Genomic DNA, 19,193 nt, shown 5'->3' on the forward strand with positions numbered 1-19,193 from the left:
CGGGGACCGCCTTCAAGTCAATTCTGTGATCGGTCCCCAGATCAATCCTTCGCCTAACGTCCCAGGACCAGTAGCTCGTCTACCAGCTGCTGCACGGAACTGATCACACGCGCGTTCCCACGATAGTTCGTGGAAGCCACAATCAGGTCCACCAGGTTCCGCCCGACGTCGGTATTTGAAAGTTCAATCGAACCGGCACGAATTGTACCAGCACCAAAGTTACCCGGTGTCACCAGGAACGGAGGACCGGAACTGACCCCTTCCTGGAAGGTGGAGTTCCCCGATTCCAATAACCCCTGCGGGTTGGAAAACCGGGCCAGTGTCACCTGTCCCAGGGTTCGAATGATCCCGTTGTCGAATACGCCGTTAATAATCCCCGTTTCGTCAATCACGAAACTGGACAACGTTCCCGGATCTGAACCATCCTGCAAGTCCAGTTTCAAAGTACTCCCTGCCGACGCAGACGAAATACCGGATATGTTCGACAGGTCGATCGAGACATCCATTTCATCAGCAGCCGTGTCGGACCGGCTGATCCCGAATGTGGAGGGGGTGAAATTCGTAACATTCCCCTTACTGTCGAAGGTGATCGTTCCGTTCGAAACCGCGACATCGCCATCATTGTCATCCGCACTCTCCAGGAAATAGCGAAAGACCGTGTTATTAGACGATCGTGACTCCAGCACACTGGTCATTTTCATCGTCACCGGCTCACCCAGCGAGTCAAAAATCACAAAGTCGGTAATGGCACTTTCCCCATTCGCAGAAGCTGTTTTCGTGAAGGGGAGCGAAACCGTAGATCCATTGGAAGTGATGTTCCCGATCGTAACTGAAATATCATTCACGGTCCCGGCATTTCCGACGATCTGAAACGCCCCTGACCCGGTCACTGTCACCCCAGGCTGAGCACCTGTAGTGGCATCGTTGGGAATCCCACCCCCGTTCTGAATTCCCAGAGTCCGATCCAGAAAGTCAGCAAAATCAGCGGCGGTCGTGGTAGCTGTCACCTGCATGGTCAGAGGATCCAGCGTTCGTCCCCCTTTGGTTGGAGTAAACGCGAGTGTTTCCCCGACGGTAAACAGCGGGGTACCGATGGTTTCTTCCACGTCGGTCAAGAGAGTCGTTCCGGTGATGGCAGCGTTAGCGTTACCGGCATCGGTCAAATTCGCTGTGGTCGTGATCGCTCCCTGGGTTCCCAGTTCCCCGGTCGGCAGCAGGGCACCACCAATTTCGACGTTCTTGGTCGCCTGGGCCACGTTCAAGTCACCCAGCGGCACTTTAATGTCGGTCAGCGTTGTCTTGACCAGATTAAAATCTTCATCGACGCCGTATCCCTGAACTTTATAACCGCTCTGGTTGGTCAGCAGGCTGGAACTGTTGAGTTCGAAGTTACCGTTACGGGAATAGACCTGACCGTCCGGACTGTCCAGGATGAAGAAACCATCCCCCTGGATCGCCAGGTCGGAAGGACTGGTACTGTTCGTCACACTCCCCTGGGTAAAGTCTTTGCGAATCGATGCACTCAAGGCCCCCAGACCGATCTGCCGGGGGTTGGTACCACCATTCGAGGTGGTCGGCCGAGAACCCACACTCAATGTACGGGCCAGCTGTGTAGTAAACAACACATTCGAAGCTTTAAAGCCGTTGGTTCCTGCGTTGGCAATATTGTTACCCAGCACATCGATACTGGTTTCATTCAGGGTCAAACCGCCCAATGATGTATTTAATGCAGATGTCAATCCCATGACTACTCCTCGGTTGAATCAACCAGGTTAAAACCCAATCCTTTGGTTTAAAACGCGCAGCATCAGTCAGAACCGTACTACAGCTGTATTCTGTCTATCGTCTAAACTGATCCTGATCATTTTCCCATTTTTCGTAAATTTCAGGCGGGTCAGACTGATTCCAGAGGGGATCAGCCTCATAACTCTTTTATATTTATTCACTTGCAGGTTGAGTGACTGAAGTGATGGCCGACACAGGCAATTCAGAAGTGCCGATACCAACATAGGCTTTGTTATCACGCACAAAAGCACGATCGACCAGACCGGCTACCGGTGACTGCGAACCTTCCTGACCTTCGATCTCTTTTCCGATCAGTCCCGCTGCCTGCGTTAATGACTGGCCGGTCGTAATTTCCTTGAGCGTATCTGACAGCTCAATATTGGACTGCAGTTCCCGCATACTGGAAATTTGCCCCAGCAGCTCTTCGTTACCCATCGGCTTGGTCGGGTCCTGGTTCTGCAGTTCTGTAATCAGCATCTTCATAAAGGATTCTGCGGTCAGACCATTGAAACCGACCTTGTCGGGCTCAACCACCTTCACATCAGTGGTACTGCTGACACCACTGCTTCCGCTTACTGCATCTACTGCCATCCTGGCAACTCCTTAAATTCCATTAACAAGGGGGGGGTTAGATCTGGACGTCAATTTCTTCTACATTATCGGTCGCGACACCCTGTGATCGGGTCACATGGGGCCGGTTCTGTTGCTCCGGCTCGACGTCATCGCGTTGGATAGTTTCCTCAACAAAAGACCGCTCGTCATGCCCCTGCTCTGTATCGCCCGACTGATCCGAAAACTGGTTGGAATTGAATTCGGTGCCGGACTGCTGCTGCGAATCAGACTGGGACGAACGCTGATCTTCACTGGAATGCGTATTGATGTGCACGTCGATCCGATCCAGTGAAACGCCGGTCTTGGTCAGAGCGTCTTTCAACTGGGCAATGTTATCGTTAATCACTTTCTGGGCATGTCTGTTCTGGACTTCCAGCTTAGCTGAATACTCACCATTTTTGAGAGAGACTTCAATCTGCAGCGTCCCCAGTTCCGGGGGGCTCAGTCGAATTTTGAGCTGCTGGCCTGTCGACTGCGACTGCCGCACGGCGCTCGAAATCCGATCAACCAGTTGATCGACCTGCTTTGCATCAACGACAGGCCCGGCAGGGGCTGCCTGATGATCTGTTGCGACATTCGTAGCGTGTCCGAGCCCTGCCGCTTGCGTATGACTCTGATCATGCCCCGCAGGATTCGCAGTGTGCTGTTCCTGTGTGAGCGGATTCGACTTCGTCGCTTCGGTCAGCGCCTTCTGCAGCGCATCCGTTGCTGCCGGTTTCAGCTGGTGAGGCGCCTGGTTCAATGCACTCTGGTCGGGCAGATTCTTGTCGGCATCTGCGTGCTTTTCTGTCTTTTTGTCCGAGACTTCTGTTTTATCAGGCCCCGTCTGATCTGCCTGCTGCTGAACCTGATCGATCACGGTCTGAGAGACCTGCTGGCCCGTGTTCTGATCGGATGCCGCGGCATCCTGCCCCTGCTGTTGATTCCCGTTATCTGCGTTCTGCTGCTGTTGCGAATTCAGATATCGCTGTTGCAGGGCAGCCTGCTGATCCGCCTGGGAGGCATCTGCCTTCTCATTGCCTTGTTTCGACTGCTGTTCCTGGAATTTTTGAATTGCCGCCTTCAGCTCGTCCGTCATCTTGATCTGTTTCAGACTGTCCAGGGAGACCTCGGGCTGCGTTTCATCAGAAGGACTCTGATCATCTGCGACCGCGTTGATCAATTCCTCTGATTGATCTGCTGCCTGTACCTGCTGGTCTTCTACGGGCACTTTAGCTGACTCTCCCTGGGCAGTTGCATCAGTTTGAGTGGTGTTGACTTCCTGTTTCTTGAGCAGTTCGGCCAACCCTTCCGGAATCGGCAGGGATTGAGTCTGCTGGGTTTCCGTTACATCCGTCTGTAATTTCACCAGACTCTGATTATCCGAAAACTGAAAATTCGCCGGGGGACGAATCTCGGTCTCACCTGTGGTCACTTCTTCAGTCAGAGTCCCTTCAGACTGGGCTGCAGCATGAAACAGGGAGTACCCCGGTGCCTTCTCTTTAACGGGCGCTTTGACTTCAGGTTGTACTGTGACGACATTCTCACTGACCTCGGCAGAATCGTTCTTGTCTTCCGCAGCAGGCTTCTGTTCCTGAACTGGAGCCGCCTGATCCGCAGCATCACGACTCACTTCCGTGCGATCGTCTCCGCGGTCCTGTGGACGTACTTTTTGCTGATCGTGATCAGCCACAGATGATGTGGTATCCCGCGGTTCCGGTGCAGGACGCGACTGTGTCTCTTGTGGTTCCGGACGACTCCGTTCCGGTTTGTTATCACTGGCAGACCGGGATTCCACCTGTGGTTTGTCATTCGAGGAACGCTGCTGCTTTCGGGACAGAGATTCTGTCAGCTGTTTGCGATAACTTGAATCCGTGGAACGAGTTGTCTCCCTCTGCAGACCAAGATTCTGCTTGCCGTACTGGCTCACGTCTGGCGTCTGCAAATCCAGTAAAGAAAACTTGGGAGAGTCTGCCATTCCTCATCACCTCAGAGTAAAACAGGAATCCGAATACAATCGCCTTCAGTTCTCCGGTGAGAACTGCGCAGTGGTGAACGCGAGAGAATCGACGAATTCACCACTATCATATTCGTCAGGAACAGCACCTGGACATCACGTCAGAATGCGTAAAATAGAACAATTTTAGCGAAAAATTGCATTACGCGGGTCGCGAATCAGAGCCAGAGCAGCGAACTCCAGCAGAAGCATGCATCAATTCTGGGACAGCTTATCCAGGGTCCCGTCAGCAAAGCTGCGAAATGGTTCGTCCTGTGAAATCTCCTTGAAGATTTCCTTCCCCCGCTTGATTACCAGGGGGTCCGGGGCGACCAGAAATTCCTTGAGCAGTTTGGCAATGAATTTTCCATCCATGCCTTTGATCAGTTGAATGTTCTCTTCCACCGAAAGCTGCATCAGATACTGTACCGCATCTCCTGCAGGCAATGCCGTCAGTACCGTCTGCGTTTTTTTGGTCGCGACGCTCTGACTCTGCTCTTTTAATTGCAGTAACTCTTCTTCGAATTTGAGTTTGACTTCTTCAAACGCCAGGCGGTCCTGCTTCAACGAATCAGAAGACTGAGTGATCGAACTTTTCAGCATGTCGATTTCATCTTCCCGGGCCACCAGTTCCAGAATCCGCATGGCACGTTTTTCTGTGACCTCATCACGGGAGGGCAATACCGTTTCATCCTCGGTGAGTTGCACATCGTCCAGCGACTGGCCCGTCACGATCAGGCGAATGTCTTTGACGGCATCAGCATTCAGATGACCCCGAAACCACAGGAAACCCAGCCCCAGCAGTTCAGAGATGATCGTCGCCACACAAAACACACTGACTATCACCGCCAGGGAACGGATCATCTGACTCCTCCTGTCTGCTGCGTGGCCGCCCAGGTTTCTTCCAGTTCCAGAGATTCTTTTCGGATCTGGGCATATTGAAACGCATCACGATGTTTGTCGGACAGTTTCTCCATCGCTTTGACTTCCTGCTCCGCCTGCGCGAGAGCCTGTCTGCAGGCCACCAGCTGCTTTTCCAGCACCCGACGATTCGCCGTTACAGTCTGAATCTGCGTCTGTAATTGTCCTGCGTAGTAGCGGCGATTGGCCCCCGCATCCACATCCACCCGTCCCTGATCCTGGCGTAAACGAATTTCCTGAAGCTGTTCCAGCCTGAGGGCTTCCAGTCGACTGCGTTCCTCGACCAGACGCTGATCTGCCTGCAGAATCTCCCCGAGCAGCTGACGACAGAGACTGCGTTTATGTCGTCGCATTTTCAGAACGGATTCAAATTGAAATCGAAATTTTTTCATAACTGCAAAATTTCAGATCATCTACAGGATTCAAACAAACCCTCAGTTAACATTACCAGCAGCTTCGATCGATGGTTCTCCGGGAGCCGTTGCATCCACTCCCTCACTGTTTAACGGCTTGAGCTGTTCCATCCGAGCCACCAGGTTGGCCAGCCCTTTCGCCGCTTCTTCAAAATTCGAGTTTTCGATACTCCCCTGTCGCAGAAATTCATTCCAGATCGGCCTCAGCTTGATTGCCAGATCGACTTCCGCATTGGCTCCCGTCTGGTAGGCGCCGATGGAAATCAGATCCTCTGACTGCTGATAAGCGGCCATCAGCTGCTTCAGTTTCGCCGCTGCCGCCTGGTGTACCTCGGACGTAATATCATTCATCGAACGGCTGATGCTCTGCAGTACATCAATTGCAGGCCAATGAGATTCATGGGCCAGTTTCCGTGAGAGCATGATATGTCCGTCCAGAATCCCACGCACTGTATCTGAAATCGGCTCATTGGCATCGTCGGCTTCAACAAGCACGGTATAGAATCCGGTGATACTGCCCGAATCAGTCCGGCCACTCCGTTCCAGCAGCTTCGGCAGGAGGGAAAACACGCTGGGGGGATACCCGCGCGTCGCCGGGGGTTCACCGGCTGCCAGCCCGATTTCCCGCTGTGCGAGTGCATAACGGGTCACGCTGTCCATCATCAGCAGGACATCCTTGCCCGAGTCGCGAAAGAATTCAGAAACAGCAGTCGCCAGGTGCGCGGCACGCAATCGAATCAATGCGGGTTCGTCGCTGGTTGCGACAATCACCACACTGCGTGAAAGCCCTTCCGGCCCCAGGTCGCGGTCCAGAAACTCCCGTACTTCACGACCTCGCTCTCCCACCAGGCAGACCACGTTCACATCCGCGGAACTCTGGCGGGCCATCTGCCCCATCAGCGTACTTTTTCCCACACCACTACCGGCAAAGATCCCCAGTCGCTGTCCTTTCCCGCAGGTCAATAGTCCGTCAATCGTGCGAATGCCGGTACTGAGCGGAGTATCGATCCGCGGACGATCCAGGGGAGAGATTGGTTTGGCTTTGAGATTGGCCCGGTGCGAAAGCATGGCCTGATTTTTTCCGTCGATACAGCGTCCCCGTCCGTCCAGGACACGCCCCAGGATTTCTTCGCCCACAGCGACCGCGGGTACAGACTGAATCAGTGAAACGCGATCGCCCCGACGGATTCCGGTCAACTCTTCGTATGGCAGCAGCAGGGTTTCCTCATCCTGAAAGCCAACCACTTCCGCTTCAATGGGATGTCCATTTTCCCGATCGATGGCGCAGACAGCCCCCAATGGCGCCGGAAATCCCGATACCGAAGCGGTGAGCCCCACCACACGCGTGACACGTCCTGTCAGACGAAAGGGCAAAATCTGTTTTATCTGCTGAGAGACATCAAACATCCGAAAGTATTAATCCTGATTCTGAATGATCAGTTCCTCTGAAATCCGCTCCAGTTGCGTTTCCAGAGTTGCGTCAATTGTGCCGTGCTGCGTCTCGATCAGACAACCACCGGGAGAGATGGTTTCATCTTCGATAATTTCACAATCCTGGCAGCCGGTTAAATTGCTGATAAAATTCTTCGTGTTCTGTCCCAGGTGCTCCACATCAATGGGATTCAGACGAAAGCGGATCTGCTGCGCCCCGGAAGCCAGCTTCAGCGCTTCACTCATCATCGGTCTCACAGACTCGGGCTTCGCGTTAATTTCGTGTCGAATCAGTTTCTCGGCGATCCCCAGGCAGATTTCCACCGCGCTCGCATCCCAGACCTGTCGCCAGTTCACCCGCTCCTGGTGTAAGCCCTCTACGGCCTGCTGCATCGCGGGATAGACGGTTCCCAGTTTCTCCTGAACCATCTGGCTGGCCAGTTCTTCGGCACGAGCCTGAACCAGAGCTTCCAGTTCCTGCTGTGCTGAGTCCAGTCCCTGCTGCCGCGCTTCCTGATAGGCAGTCTGCTTCAGCTGTTCCGCTTCCTGCTGGGCATCCAGGATCATTTGTCGCGTCTGATCCCGCACCTTCAGAATGTAATCCTCGCAGCGTTTTTCAATATCGTTAAAACTGTAAGCCACTTTCGAACCCAGGGCTCGAAACGACTCCGCTTTTAACAGTTTTGTAGTTTCCAGTTCCGCCATTGTGATTTCTTTATCTGTATTCTCCCAGGCGGCTCCCGCGACCGGGTCTGCCTGCAATAAACATTGATTCCGGCCTGTCATCAGGAAATGTACTGTTCGCTTTCGTTACCGGAGGCAACTTCAATTTCACCCGCATCTTCCAGCCGTCGTACGCTGTCCACGATCTGCTGCTGGACCGCTTCGACGTCGCTGACCTTGATCGGCCCCAGGTATTCCATTTCTTCCCGCAACATGTCAGCCGCTCGCTGAGAAAGATTACTGAGGACTTTCTGCTTGATATCGTCCGAAGCACCTTTGAGCGCCACCGCCCACTGATTGGTGTCCACCTCTTTCAACAGAGCCTGAATCGCCTTGTTGTCCAGTTTCACCAGATCGTCGAAGACAAACATCAGTCGCCTGATTTCGTCGGCCAGATCGGGAGTATCCTGGTCCATGTTTTCCAGAATTCCCTTATTGGTCATCCGGTCGGTCACGTTCAGGATCTCGGCAACCAGTTCCACACCACCCGCTTTCTCCATGCCCTGGCTGAACGTGTTTTTCATCCGGTGTTCCAGGCTCTTTTCCACATCGCGGATGACTTCAGGACTGGTCTGTTCCATATTGGCGATCCGCTTGATCACATCCATCTGCTTATTGGAAGGCAGACCCGCCAGCACTTCCGCCGCCAGGTTGCTGGGCAAATGCGACATGATCATGGCAATCGTCTGCGGATGCTCTTCAATAATAAAGGTCAACAGGTTCGCTGCCCCGGACTTCTGTAAAAAGCCAAAGGGAACCGAATTCATGGTCTGGTTGATACTGTCCAGAATCGAGCCGGCCCCCTCTTTGCCCAGTGACTGCTCCAGCAGTTCGTTCACCGCGTCCAGACCACCGCGTTCCATGTTGGTCTGCTCACCACTCAAGGAGGTAAATTCGTTTAAGACGCTGGTCTGCTGTTCCCTGGAGACATCCTGCATCCGGGCAATCATCATTGTGACCTTTTCCACATCATCCTTGGGCATCAGGCTCAACACTTCTGCAGCCAGTGCTTTATCCAGACTCAGTAACAGCACCGCTGCTTTTTGTAGATCATCCATGTTTCTACTCACTCATAAACTGTTTCACTGACATGCGCCCGCTGAGAGCAACTGTCTACGATTTGGACTGAATCCATCTCCGTAATACCATGGCCGCGGCTTCCGGATTGTCCCGCACGAGCAACTGGACTTCGTCCCGCTGGGTCGGTTCCCGTTTGGGACGCGTCTCCTCTTCTTCGTTATCCGCAGGGGCCGGCTTTTCACGGGGCAGGTTCAGCGCTTCTGTATCGACCTCTTCCATTTCCGGCATACTCTTATTCAGCATCCAGAGTGCCCAGATGGCAAACAGCCCCAACCCGATCGTGCTGCCCCACTGGCTGACAAACTCGCCTACGCTTTCAGTCAGCGGCAGGGCGACGTCGGGAACCTGCTGATCGACGCGGACAAATGAAGCCACGCTCACGGAATTTTCCGCGGACTGCGAAGGAATCAGCTTCTGAACCTGTTTCTGGATGCTGGTTTCCACTTCCGTTTTAATCGCATCGGTCGCCTGCTTGAATGCAGCCAGATCCGCATCGGATTCCCCTTTCTGCATGCCCCGCTTGACGGCAACAGCAGAGTAATAATCTTCGGGAATCGAAATCGAAACCTGTACCGTATTGGGCATCGCGGCCACAAACTCTTTTTCCGTCCAGGTAAACGAGGGAGCCGACATCGACTCTGAATTGGTTTCGGTTACTTTTTCACTTTTTTCATTGCCTCGTGACACCGACAGCGAATTGGGCTGGTTGGAACGGGCTCCCGGTTCGGCCCGTGCCGGCTTCTGGGTGATATTTCGTTCTGTCGACTGCTCTTTTGACTGCAGGGCCACTGTGCCGTCAGTATTGATTTCCTGTTTGCGCTCGACATACCGCTTCAGGTTTTCAACATCGACATTCACATTGACGATCACGTCTGGAATGTAGGAGAGTGAATCAAGAATCTTGGTCTGGTAGTTGCGTGTATGCTTGTTGACCCAGCTGATGAACTTGCCATCGAAGGCGGCATTTTTATCCTCAGTAGTGTAAGAAGTCCCCGTCGACTGATCGAACACCGTGACCGACTCCGCCGTCAGATCGGGTACCATCGTGGAGACCGCGGCCCGCAGGCTGCTCACCAGGGTAGGAGACAATTCGCGACCGGGACGGGGCTTGACCATCACGGTCGCCGTGACTTCCGGCGTTGTATTATTCCAGCGGAGCCGTTTCTTGGAACGGGCCCACATCACACTCGCATCTTCCACTGAAGGAATTGCCCGGATCATTCTCCGCAGCTGATTTCCCAGGGCAATATCACGCATGACCTGCAACTGGTCCTTGCTGACAAACATACTCGATTTCTCGAACTGCGCCTGCCATTCTGATGCCCAGTCGGTCGGCAGCCCGCCCCCTTCAATCAGTGCCGCATTGTAGCGGGTCACTTCGGACTGGGGGACCATAATCCGCTGCCCCTTACGCGTGAAGTCGGTCAGTCCCGCTCGCAGCAGAACTTCTTCAGCGTGAATCACGCCTTCCGTTGTGAAATCTTTTCCCAGGGAAAGGGAGACATAACTGGATTTGCTGTCGCGAAAGAAAAGAAAGCCGAATGCGACCATCATCAAAACAGGAACGGACAGCAGGATTGCCCGCTGGCTGCCTGTCATGTTCTGATATAATTTCGTGAACTGCTGATATATTTGCTTAATCGTATCCATACCGGGAAAACCAATCGACTAATCCGTGTCAAAATGGTGAGAGGGCCGCCTGTGTCTGCTGAACCTTACAACTGCATCTTCTGGACTTCGTTATAGGCCTCCAGCAGCTTGTTCCGCATCTGAACCATCATCCGCAGTGCCAGGTCTGCCTTCTTGACAGACGTAAAGACTTCAGCTTGTGTGATGTCTTCCCCTAACAGCCCTTTTTCAACAGCCTGTTGCGAGTCCAGTTGAAGTTGATTCGCGTTGTTCAGAGAATCGAGCATCAGCTCTTTGAAGGAAGGACCACCGGACGGGTTCGCAGTCCCTGCTTCATTGATCCCCACCGGGGGAATCCCCGGCACAAATGTATTTCCGATATTTCCTATGGAATTCGTCATCCTGTTCCCTTCCCTGAGATCAGATGAAATTGAATTATTCGGCAGGTAAAGTCATACCTCAGGCCAGAATCCGCAATGAGGTATTGAACATCTCTTTCGTGATCTGCATTGCCGAGATGTTAGCCTCATACGAGCGTCCTGCTGCCAGGGCATTCACAAACTCGTTGACCATGTCAATGTTAGGATAGGTCACATTGCCATCCTGGTCGGCATGAGGATGTCCGGGATCATACGTTTTTCTCAAAGGTGTGTCTGTATCAATTTTTACATGATATTGGACTCCCACTCCCGATGTTTCCTGGTCCAGGCTCTTCGTATCCGCCTGGAAGGTCACAATCCGCCGATAATAGGGCTCCTTGCCACTCGCCGGATCGTGCGATACGTTCACCGAGGCGATATTACCAGCAATCGTATTCATGCGCTGACGTTGCGCCACCAGGGCGCTGCTGCTGATATCAATTCCCTTTAACATAACCTGCTCCTTTATCTATTCTAACTGGACATACCAGCAATCTGGGCCACTTAAGCTCTTTCAGAAATTACAGTTAACAGCTGATTCATCTGTGCCATCATAGTCTCGACCGCGAACTGCTGCATCAGCGAGTTTTTGGTCATATGCATCACCTGTGCTTCAATACTCCGATTGTTCTCATCATTGAAAGTCAGATTCTGGGGAGACGTTTCCCGGGCCTGAAACAGACTCCGTGGAAACAGGCTCTGCAGTTCAGTTTCCGTAGCGCGCTGCTCTCCCAGGGTGGCTGGCAACGAGAGAGACGAGCGTGCCGCAGGTTGCCCCAGGCCCTCCTGCAACTGAACCGCCTCCTGTAATGCCTGCTGAAAATCCGCGACAGGCAAATCGCGCATTTTGTAGCCCGGCGTATCAATATTCGCAATATTCCCGGCCAGAACCTCCTGCCGACGTTCAGCGAACGCGGCCATTTTTTCCAGCAGCGGCAATGTATTCGAATTCAGAATCTGATCTATCATGATTGACACCTTACAATATGAAAAACGCTCCCAGACGGTCAGGCTGCACGCCGGACCGTAAAATTCCGCTTGGAGTCCGGGCCGCCCCGAGGCGGATAACCATAAGATCTCAGTTTTCCTGAGAGAGTCCGTAAGCCAATATCCAGCATCTGCGCCGTTTGTTCCCGGTTCCCGCCACAGCGGGCAAAGGTACTTTCGATCAGCTTCTGTTCCATTTCCCGAAAGGTCATACCCACCATCGAATCGGGATTGGCAATCGATTCCGAGCCAATCCAGGGCTGCAGGCTGGCGGCATCGAGTCGCACCCCGTTATCGACCCGGCTGACATGCTGGATCAGGTTGCGCAACTCCTGCACATCGCCAGTCCAGTCGTGCCGTTTCAGAGTCTCCAGCCCATCCAGTGTCAGCAGCTTGGGAACGGTGCCTTCGGCTCGTGCGACTTCACTCAACAGGAATTCGGTCAGCAGCGCCAGATCTTCCTTTCGATCATTCAACCGGGGAACCGAAATCGTCGTTTCCCCCAGTATGGACGCCAGTTTCCGTTTAAACTGATTCTGAGCGACCAGCTCTGACAGAGGTGCATGACTTAAAGAGATCAGGCGGCAATTTAGTTTTTTCATCTGACTGTCTTCCGGGCAAAGATATTCGCCCCGCTCGACAATCTTCAGGATCGCAGCCTGAACCGGCAGTGAGGCCAGATGCATCTGGTCCAGTACCAGAGTTCCCCCTTCTGCCAGTTCGAGACGTCCCGGGTTCCATTTCGGCTCATCGGTATAACTGCTTTTCTCATCGGTAAAATATCCCAGCAGTTCCCGTTCGACATTTTCAATTGTCAGGCTGCTGCAGTTCACTTTGATAAAGGGACGCTTCTCCAGAAACATGGCATCGTGAATCAGCTCTGCGACCAGAGGTAATTCCGTTCCCGCAACCCCCTGCACCACGACAGGCGTCTGCAGATGCGTCGCGTCAGCAACCCGGTCGCGTAAAGTCTGGATTGCCTGGCTGTAGCCGATCAGCTTTCGTGTGGATCTTGAATTCAATTCCTGAACTAAACCGGAACACCGCCGGGACAGACGTGCGTATTTAATCGCGGAATCGAGCAGACGCCCGATATTCTCGAGTGAATCCTCCGACTTCAGTTCCGCAAACGGAACCATCGCAGCCAGAGGTCCTGTTCCGCCAGAGTGTCGGTGCTCGCGTGCCTGCTCCTGTGAAAACGGAGGGTAAAACAGAACCGGAATCAGATGTTCTTCGGGAACCGCGTCTGCCTTGAATGCGTACTCAGCAATCGCTTTCGCATCGAGTAACAGACAGATTTCTGCTTCGGTATGCTGGCGCGCTGCTGAAAACAACATCTCCGCCAGCGGTACGACCGTGTACCCCAGATTCGACAACTGCGTACAGATTTCCAGTCGGCGAATCCGGTCTTCAGAAACGACCTGAATCACACCTCGTGATGTAACTTGATGAATTATACTCTGCTTCATTATTCAAAACCTGTCTTTGAAAGGTTAACTGTGCTTCACTTTGTTTGAGCTCTTACTGGTCGACATTCAGATGGCGATGCGTCACCGGGGCCAGACTGTCCCGGTATGCTTCACTCACCTTGCCTCCCTGGTTGAGTGACTGTAACTGCTGGCGGGTCTGATCGCGTCGATGAATCATCGATTGCGTACTCGTATCTTCATTCTGCAGCAACTCGGACAGGATCGCCTCCGATTCCTGCAAAATAGCCTCACAGGTTTCGCGCTGCTCTGCCGGCAGTCGATCCCGGTCTGTTTTCCATTTTTCCCAGAGCTGCGGGAGCTGCCTGGTATACTGATCCAGTTGCCCCAGCAACCTCTGTTTCTGTCCCAGAACATCCAGCAGACTGGTGTAATCGTCCTGCTGGATCAGATCCTGCTGCTGCAGTGACAGCTTCAACAATGCCCTGGAATACTCCAATCGCACCGCGAACAGTTTTGGATAATCAATTAATTGTGTAGCAGTCATATCACATTATCGTTTTTTAAAATCGTTCCCGGCTGACTTGAACTGCTTCGCACAGATCGACTTCAGCCAGGCACTGGTTGATTATTTTTTTCAGGCACCACTTCCCGTTTTGGCAGACGTGGCCTGCTGGTTGGAGTATCGTAATTCGCGCGACCAGTCCAGCCAGCGGTTCCACTCCTCACGTCCCAGGTTGCTGGCCCGTGAATCAAATACTTTATCCGGCATCTGTTTCAGGATGATCTTGGCCTGCTCGAGCATGCTCTTGGCTTCATTCTTTTTACCCAGGCTTTCATAGCACCCTGACATCTTCATATAGGCAATCAGCACTTCAGTACATTGAGGATATCGATTGACGGCATCATGATACGATTTAATGGCCTCTTCATATTCTCCCGTCATATACAGCAGATGTGCTTTTCCGAAGCAGGTCGATTTCAACAGTCGCTTGCCTAATGGATCGAGCCGATCCTGGCTCTCAAGTCTGCGTAAATCACGATTCAGACTCAATAACTGTTCAATCGCCATATTCAGGTAGCGATACTGTTTCCGCTGCAGTTCCTGACGTGCGTTTTCTGTTTTCGCAGCCCGTAGTTCCCGCCGAGGCTGATCGGCCAGATTCTGTAGAGCACGCGCGAGTAGAAACCGCGCCTCGTGAACTTTGGGCGATTCAGGATATCGATTCACATATTCCCGCAGACGACGCGTGGCTTCTTCAAAATAGAAGTACGGGCTCGGTTTCCCGGATTTCTGATCTCCCTGTGCGGTATCGCCGACCGCTTCTGCACTCTTGTATGCGATTTTCCCCAGATGAAAATTCAGTTTTCCCAGTGCAAACAGAGAGTCCGACCACTGCTGTGCCTGGGGGGTTAAATTGCTGGTCTCCAGAATCTCTTTCCAGATAGCCTGGGCTCGCGCCAACTCATCTTTTTCCAGGTAGGCGACTCCCAGTAAATATTGTGCCTGGAACGCAGCCACATCAGTCGGGTAGTTCGAAATCACCCGTTCAAAATGAGAGATGGCCTCATCCAGCTGATCCAGTTCCAGCAGAACTTCTCCCCGACGGACCAGGGCCTGAGGCATCTTGTTGTCAGGGTTAATATTAATGAACCGGGTCAGCACCTTCAGGGCCGTTTCGTAATCCTGTCCTTTCTGAAAATGCTCTGCAGAAATTGACAAAATCTCACCATAACGATCTGACGTATTCAGACGACGGGCCAGTTCGTAATATGCCTTGCCGCTTTGAATCCAGTGATCCTGCAATTCATGTTTCAGTGTTTCCTGCTCACTGAACGTCGCCTGCTCATAGCGGCGTTCCAGATATTCTGCCCAGCGTCGATTGGCATTGGCTGCCAGTTCTTTCGCCTGAACTTCAGGTAACAAGGGAGGCAGATATTCCGACAACTGAATTGCGGCGCTGAAGTAGGTGACACCGTTTTTAATTTTTGCTTCGTCGACCCAGTCATTCCAGGCATCCAGAACATACTTCCGAAACCCTTCCAGACTGATCCAGCGATTCCGGAAATCCTCCGGGCTGCTCACCGAACGCAGGGCCGTCCGGTAGGCAATCAATGCTTCTTCGGTGCGCCCGTTTTTTCTGAGTAACTCAGCCAGATGCAGTTGAGCAGCCAGACCTTCATGCGTCCCCGCATACCGATGGGTCGTCTGCTCATAGAATCCGATAGCCGCCTCTTCGTCTTTCAAAGATTCTGCACAGAGTCCCATCAGGTAGGAAGCCTGTCGGGAAAATTTGCGATCCAGACCCAGGTTATCTTTGACGGGCCCCAGAATCGTGAGCGCTTCCTGGTATTTACCTTCCGCCATCAGTGTCTGCGCCTGAAACACCAGGGTCACCTGGTTCACTGATTCCTGTTGCTGAACCTTGGCCAGCACCTGTTCTGCCAGATCAGTTTTGCCCTGGGCCAGAAAAATCTGAGCACGCTGCAGAAACAGGCGATCCTGCGTTTCCGGGGTAAGCTCATGTAACTGCAAGGCTGCAGAATTCAGTTTAAACGCCTGCTCCAGTTCCGTATCCGCCTTATGGTCCAGGTAAATATCGGTCAGCATCATGGAGGATTTCAGCTTGCCGGGCAACCAGGTTTCGACTGCCTCTTCCAGCAATGGTCGCGCCTGCTTCGTCGAACCAAGCTGGTACAGACTCGCACCATAGGTATAACACCATTCAGGCCGGTGCGCCTGCACGATCGCTCTCCGCTCGGCTTCTTTCAAGTATCGGCTGGCAATCAGATATTGATGATCCTGGGATTCCCCTGTCAGCTCTTCCGCATTCCGAAAGGCGACCACACCAAAAATGTAATACAACGCGCCGGGAAAATCCGGATCCTGATAATCCTGTTTTTTCAGTTGGAAGGCCAGTTCCTGTGCCTCAACACGCGCTTTGGGGTTCCCACGCTGCTCCAGTAATTCCAGAGATTCAGCCAGGATTTCCTGAGGCGTTTTTTGTGGTTCGCTGGAGCCGCTCAGGAAATAAATCGCAATTAACAACAGGACAGAAGCTACAATCCCCACCAGTTTCCAGCGTGAACTGACAAACTTCAGCAACCGCTGAGGTAGAGCGCGCGGACCGCTCTCATCGAGAGAGACATCATCACCGGATGCATCCTGCTCGGAGTCCGGCACAGTCGCCTGCGGGTCCGCATCTGATTCTGGTTGATTGAGTTTTTCTTCTGCCATGATTGAGCAGCCCGATCGAAAATCGGGAGATCCTGCATAGTGTGAGACGGTCTGAATTGACTGTCAGATCGGAAATGGATTGTGTAAATCGAGGCTGAAACGCCTGCACGAAATGATTGAATCCCTGACGGTCAGAAAGCGACTGCCTGGTATTCAGCGAGGAAGTTGTATGGGTATCGGAAATGGTTTTGAGAGAGGTGAAACGACCGGATTTATAAGAAAAAAATCCGGTTTTTGTCAATATTGTTTCAAGTTTGCCCTGACTGCATGCGGTAAAAGCCGCAAAAACAGCCCCACGCCAACAAAACGGGTAACCTGGGAACATTGACAAGACTCAACGCAGAATATTGCGCCTGCGGCTGGCAGACCGATCCTCAAAGTGCTGGCTCGAACGATCAAAGGGCACCCTGAGATAGAGCAGGGTCTTACGCAGAATCTCCGCTGCAGGCGGACCGGCGATTGTCCCCCCATAATGATTCTCCCCGACCGATGGTTCATTCACCACCACCAGCACCAGGACACGCGGATCATGGGCCGGGGCACCGCAGATGAAAGAACTGACATGCAACTGGGACGAATACTGCCCTGTACGAGGATCCGGTTTCTGCGCCGTCCCTGTTTTGCCGAAGACCGTATATTCGTCGAGCTTCGCTCTGCGTCCGGTCCCCCGCTCCACCGTCTCGACCATCGGCACACGCACCAGCCAGTCAGCCACATCGGGTGAGACCAGAGGCGTAGAAACCAGCGGTCGAACCTGAGCAGGTTCATCTTCAGAACGCGGAAAGTAGTTATGGTCGATCTGGTCTCGAATCAGCCGGGGATTCAGCAGCTTCCCTTGATTAGCCAGCGCGACATGTGCAGTAATCAGCTGAATGGGTGTTACAGCGATTTCCTGGCCCATGGGCACCGAGCCGGTCGAATAAATATTCCAGGACTTCAAAGGGCGAACAATACCGGTCAGCTCCCCTGGCAGCTGAATGCCGGTCTTCTGCCCGAAACCAAAGGCGGTGACTGCTTCATAAAGCCCCGCATTCGTCAAGCGTTCTCCGATTTTTGCCATCCCGATATTGCTCGATTTCACCAGGATATCTGTCAGGCTCAGCATACCGTAACTGTGATGATCGTGCAGCAGCCGTTTTCCCATAAGGTATTCACCATACTCACAATCAAATTCGTCGTCCCGCTTGACCAGCCCCTTCTCCAGAGCCGCTGCGACGATAAAGGGCTTCAACGTGGACCCTGGTTCGTAAATCGAAGCGATAGCCGTATTTTTCCAGGCCCGTTCTTCAATTTGCTCTGGATGGTTCAAATTAAACGAGGGAACCGATGCCAGCGCCAGCACTTCACAGGTTTTGACGTCCATCACAATCGCACAGGCACTTTTCGGCTTCCAGTCTTTCACGATGCCCTGCAGTTCCCGCTCGGTATACAGCTGGATGATTGAATCCAGCGTTACCACCAGAGTCTCACCATTGCGTGCTGCCACCCGGGAATCATTGCGGACTTCAATCACGCGACCATGTGCATCGCGGACCAGAAATCGATATCCATCCTGCCCGCAGATCAGATGATCGAATGCTTCTTCCAGCCCTCCCTGCCCTTTTCCGTCAATATCGCGTAAGCCCAGCGCATGGGCGGCCAGCGTTCCCTGGGGATACTGTCTGCGATATTCCTGGCGAAAGCCCCAGGCATCATCTGCCAGATCCAAAGTGCGAATCTGCGCCAGTTCCGTATCAGTCAGACGACGTTTGACCCACAGAAACAACTTGTCCCCGTTTTCATCCAGTCGTTTCAGGAAATGCTGTTGATCCAGCTGCAATGCTGTACAGACCTGGATCGCTTGTTGAGTTCCTTTCAGCCGCTGTGGCACCACGTAGAGACTGTTGGAGACGATCGTCGTAGCCAGCAATCGTCCATTGCGGTCCAGGATATCCCCTGGACGGGCCGGAATTTTTTCTTTGAACACCTGTTGCCGCGTCACCACGGTTTTAAACTGCCGGTGCCCCACGTACTGCAGATAGATCAAACGTCCGGAGATGACCAGCCAGGCCATCACCACCACGCCGATCAGGATCCAGCTGCGCCAGTTGATTCGAGATTGAGATATGCCGGATTTCAAGTAACTGTCCACCTGCCTTCAACACCGGGTTGAATCTGTTATTTCTGACGCTCAGTCTGTTGTGGTGTCCGTTGCAGATGCCATTGCAGCAGAGGCATCTCGCGTCGATTGGTCACCGCTGGCTCTGAACTGGATTCGACATCCAGCTCTCCCCGCTCCATGGAGTTCAACACTTTACGCGGAGAACTGGCGCGTTGTGCTGCCAGCTTCATCTTGGCATGCGCATTGATCAGCACTTCCAGCTGATAATGCTGCCTGCTGACCTGCCGCTTCAGTTTCAGGCTCTCTTTCTCCAGCGCAATGCCGATCAGGGAGACGGCAACCGCTAACAGAATGGCACTGACGAAACGGAATAACATCGATTCGAGCCTCTTCCGGACCGACGGAAACAGGCCTGCAGCCTCGCCGCCAGTTCAGAATTTTGAGTGATCAAG

Annotated in this window: 17 protein-coding genes; all 17 read right to left on the reverse strand. The window is 53.0% G+C overall.

Annotated elements, in window-relative coordinates; translation table 11 throughout:
- Positions 1-53 precede the first annotated feature (53 nt).
- Positions 54-1,745 (reverse strand): flagellar hook-basal body complex protein, encoded by a 1,692-nt coding sequence (locus Enr10x_RS13300; RefSeq protein WP_145449800.1) that lies wholly within the window; start codon positions 1,743-1,745, stop codon positions 54-56.
- Between the two features lie 193 nt (positions 1,746-1,938).
- Positions 1,939-2,376: a flagellar hook assembly protein FlgD gene (locus Enr10x_RS13305; protein ID WP_145106990.1), complete on the reverse strand. Its 438-nt coding sequence runs from the start codon at positions 2,374-2,376 to the stop codon at positions 1,939-1,941.
- A 37-nt stretch (positions 2,377-2,413) separates the two neighbouring features.
- A complete protein-coding gene (locus Enr10x_RS13310) occupies positions 2,414-4,354 on the reverse strand; it encodes a flagellar hook-length control protein FliK (RefSeq protein WP_145449803.1) in 1,941 nt (646 codons plus the stop codon).
- Positions 4,355-4,588: 234 nt separating this feature from the next.
- A complete protein-coding gene (locus Enr10x_RS13315; RefSeq protein WP_145449805.1) occupies positions 4,589-5,236 on the reverse strand; it encodes a hypothetical protein in 648 nt (215 codons plus the stop codon).
- Complete coding sequence (locus Enr10x_RS13320) at positions 5,233-5,685, reverse strand: flagellar export protein FliJ (RefSeq protein ID WP_145449808.1); 453 nt, start codon at positions 5,683-5,685, stop codon at positions 5,233-5,235. The genes Enr10x_RS13315 and Enr10x_RS13320 overlap by 4 nt, the downstream gene beginning before the upstream one ends.
- A gap of 42 nt (positions 5,686-5,727) precedes the next feature.
- Complete coding sequence (locus tag Enr10x_RS13325) at positions 5,728-7,113, reverse strand: FliI/YscN family ATPase (RefSeq protein ID WP_232093376.1); 1,386 nt, start codon at positions 7,111-7,113, stop codon at positions 5,728-5,730.
- A 9-nt stretch (positions 7,114-7,122) separates the two neighbouring features.
- Entirely contained in the window at positions 7,123-7,842 is a 720-nt protein-coding gene (locus Enr10x_RS13330) for a FliH/SctL family protein (protein WP_197997597.1), read from the reverse strand.
- Between the two features lie 80 nt (positions 7,843-7,922).
- Entirely contained in the window at positions 7,923-8,918 is a 996-nt protein-coding gene (gene fliG, locus Enr10x_RS13335) for a flagellar motor switch protein FliG (protein WP_145449814.1), read from the reverse strand.
- A 55-nt stretch (positions 8,919-8,973) separates the two neighbouring features.
- The gene (locus tag Enr10x_RS13340) at positions 8,974-10,590 is read right to left on the reverse strand and encodes a hypothetical protein (protein WP_145449817.1); all 1,617 of its coding nucleotides are present in this window, start codon (positions 10,588-10,590) and stop codon (positions 8,974-8,976) included.
- Positions 10,591-10,655: 65 nt separating this feature from the next.
- Positions 10,656-10,970: a flagellar hook-basal body complex protein FliE gene (gene fliE, locus Enr10x_RS13345; RefSeq protein WP_145449821.1), complete on the reverse strand. Its 315-nt coding sequence runs from the start codon at positions 10,968-10,970 to the stop codon at positions 10,656-10,658.
- Positions 10,971-11,028: 58 nt separating this feature from the next.
- A complete protein-coding gene (gene flgC / locus Enr10x_RS13350; protein ID WP_145106966.1) occupies positions 11,029-11,442 on the reverse strand; it encodes a flagellar basal body rod protein FlgC in 414 nt (137 codons plus the stop codon).
- A gap of 50 nt (positions 11,443-11,492) precedes the next feature.
- A complete protein-coding gene (locus Enr10x_RS13355) occupies positions 11,493-11,957 on the reverse strand; it encodes a flagellar basal body rod protein FlgB (RefSeq protein ID WP_145449824.1) in 465 nt (154 codons plus the stop codon).
- Between the two features lie 38 nt (positions 11,958-11,995).
- Positions 11,996-13,444 (reverse strand): sigma-54-dependent transcriptional regulator, encoded by a 1,449-nt coding sequence (locus tag Enr10x_RS13360; protein ID WP_145449827.1) that lies wholly within the window; start codon positions 13,442-13,444, stop codon positions 11,996-11,998.
- 52 nt (positions 13,445-13,496) lie between these two features.
- Positions 13,497-13,949: a flagellar export chaperone FlgN gene (locus Enr10x_RS13365; protein ID WP_145449830.1), complete on the reverse strand. Its 453-nt coding sequence runs from the start codon at positions 13,947-13,949 to the stop codon at positions 13,497-13,499.
- 90 nt (positions 13,950-14,039) lie between these two features.
- Positions 14,040-16,640: a tetratricopeptide repeat protein gene (locus Enr10x_RS13370; protein WP_145449833.1), complete on the reverse strand. Its 2,601-nt coding sequence runs from the start codon at positions 16,638-16,640 to the stop codon at positions 14,040-14,042.
- A 334-nt stretch (positions 16,641-16,974) separates the two neighbouring features.
- Positions 16,975-18,759: a peptidoglycan D,D-transpeptidase FtsI family protein gene (locus Enr10x_RS13375; RefSeq protein WP_232093378.1), complete on the reverse strand. Its 1,785-nt coding sequence runs from the start codon at positions 18,757-18,759 to the stop codon at positions 16,975-16,977.
- Positions 18,760-18,797: 38 nt separating this feature from the next.
- A complete protein-coding gene (locus Enr10x_RS13380) occupies positions 18,798-19,118 on the reverse strand; it encodes a hypothetical protein (protein WP_145449835.1) in 321 nt (106 codons plus the stop codon).
- Positions 19,119-19,193: the final 75 nt, after the last annotated feature.

The sequence above is a fragment of the Gimesia panareensis genome (genome assembly GCF_007748155.1).
In the GTDB taxonomy this organism is placed as follows: Bacteria; Planctomycetota; Planctomycetia; order Planctomycetales; family Planctomycetaceae; genus Gimesia; species Gimesia panareensis.